Source organism: Vibrio sp. 2033 (genome assembly GCF_033339735.1).
Genome location: NZ_JAWOVC010000075.1, coordinates 1 through 1,606, shown reverse-complemented (window position 1 = coordinate 1,606; position 1,606 = coordinate 1). Strand labels below are relative to the sequence as shown.

The window sequence follows — 1,606 nt, the reverse complement described above, 5'->3', positions numbered from 1 at the left end:
TGGTTATTGCCATCGCGCTGTCTTTAAACCCTAAGCTCATCATTATGGATGAACCAACGACAGCGCTTGATGTGGTGGTGCAGCGAGAGATCCTGCAACAAATTTATCAGCTGAGAGAAGAATTTGGTTTCTCAGTTCTTTTCATCACCCACGATTTAGCTTTGATGAGCCAACTGTGCGACCGCATCGCCATCATGCGCCATGGTGAGATCGTAGAAGTCAATCACGCTTACGAGATCCGCAATCACCCACAACACCCTTACACGCAAAAATTGTGGGCCTCGTTCCCCAATATTCACGATGTTCACAAGCAGCCAGAGCAACAAGGAGCACCAGCATGAGTCAACCGATCATTCAAATGAAAAACGTGATCAAAGAGTTCACTGTGGGCGGTGGCTTTGCCAAAGAAGAGACTTTTCGAGCGTTGCAAGGCGTCAGTTTTGATCTTTACGCTGGGCGAACATTGGCTCTCGTTGGCGAATCAGGCTGCGGTAAAAGCACGTGTGCAAGGCTAATCACAAAGGTTTACCCGGCGAGCGAAGGGGAAATTCTATTTAACGGCACCAACATCAATGACATCACCTCACGACACGATATTCAAGATTATCGCAGTAAGGTACAAATGGTGTTTCAAGACCCTTTTGGATCGCTGAACCCTACCCACACAATTCGTCATCATCTAACTCGCCCGTTGAAAATCCACAAGCAGGTGCAGCATGACCGCGAGATCCCGGCGAGATTGGACGAACTTCTCAAGCTGGTGGAATTGCCAGAAGAGACATTAAACAAGTACCCGCACGAACTCAGCGGCGGTCAGCGTCAGCGAGTAAATCTCGCACGCGCACTGGCCGTCGGTTCACAAATAATTTTGGCCGATGAGCCAACATCGATGCTGGATGTGTCAATTCGCTTGGGCGTATTGAACTTGATGCAGCATATGAAGCAAGAGCTTGGGATTGGCTTTTTGTACATTACCCACGACCTCGCCACCGCGCACTACATCGCTGAAGAAACAGCGGTGATGTATAAAGGGCAAATCGTTGAATGGGGTGACACGCACGCGATCTTGAAAAATCCACAGCACCCATACACTAAGTTGTTGATCTCAGCCGTACCCGATCCTGATCTGCCATTTGGAAACTTGGTAAAAAATGAACCAAACTACTCAATAGATGCCGATGAGATCCGTCATCGCAGCAGTGTTGTGGTTGATGAATATGATCAAGTTGGTCCGAATCACTTTGTTAAACAATGGATTGAGGCTGCATGATGGAACTGACCTCCTGGCAAGATCAAATCTCGGATTGGTATGAAACTAGGAAGCATGATCAAGTAGACGTGTTAGAAGCGATCTTGTACGAAGCTCCTGATACCGTGTTTGGTCCTAAGCTGTCTGATCAACAAAGCAAAGCCATCGCCTGCTGGCTAGATGGATGTTTGAGAGTATTTCAATACGCCAGGTATCAAGACCATCACAAAGCTTACCAAACTCTGCTCTATGCAAGCGCGAAGCTCGAACAAGCGGCATGCCACCCCATGAGTGATATTCTGCGTAAAGATTGGTGCTTAAAACGTTTACAGCATTTGACCGTATTAGCGTTGGAAT

General features: G+C 47.5%; 3 protein-coding genes. All 3 read left to right on the top strand.

Going from position 1 to position 1,606, the window contains the following annotated elements; genetic code table 11:
* Positions 1-341: ABC transporter ATP-binding protein (locus R7P74_RS24680; protein WP_443293317.1), on the top strand; the 341-nt coding region annotated here is incomplete at its 5' end.
* Positions 338-1,270, top strand: a complete 933-nt coding sequence (locus tag R7P74_RS24675) for an ABC transporter ATP-binding protein (RefSeq protein WP_169610389.1) — start codon at positions 338-340, stop codon at positions 1,268-1,270. The genes R7P74_RS24680 and R7P74_RS24675, both read left to right, overlap by 4 nt.
* The coding region (locus R7P74_RS24670) for a transcriptional regulator (protein ID WP_318123281.1) at positions 1,270-1,606 on the top strand (337 nt) is incomplete at its 3' end. The genes R7P74_RS24675 and R7P74_RS24670, both read left to right, overlap by 1 nt.